Raw genomic sequence first — 281 nt, forward strand, 5'->3', positions numbered from 1 at the left:
TCCATTACGATATTGACGGTGCTTTTGCCGGTAACGTTTACCGTCTGCGGCTTCATACCAATGTATGAAAACTGCAGCTCGTTACTGCCGGAGGTTTTGATTTCGAAGTTTCCGTCGAGGTCGGTCACGGCAACATTCTTCGTGCCCTTCTCCTGGACTGTGGCGCCGATGATTGGTTCACCGCTGGCGTCCTTTACAGTTCCCTTGACTGTCTGCGCCGACAGCGAGCCCACGATGAGCGTGAACAGCGCCACAAGCGCAAGTCGAAAAGTTTTTAAATT

The 281-nt window shown here is 52.0% G+C and carries 1 protein-coding gene; it reads right to left on the minus strand.

Features of this window, described 5'->3' with window-relative positions; all coding sequences use genetic code 11:
• On the minus strand, window positions 1–281 hold a 281-nt coding region (locus H6A34_RS14755), incomplete at both ends, for a carboxypeptidase-like regulatory domain-containing protein (RefSeq protein ID WP_205106118.1).

Source organism: Marseilla massiliensis (genome assembly GCF_016899855.1).
GTDB lineage: Bacteria > Bacteroidota > Bacteroidia > Bacteroidales > Bacteroidaceae > Prevotella.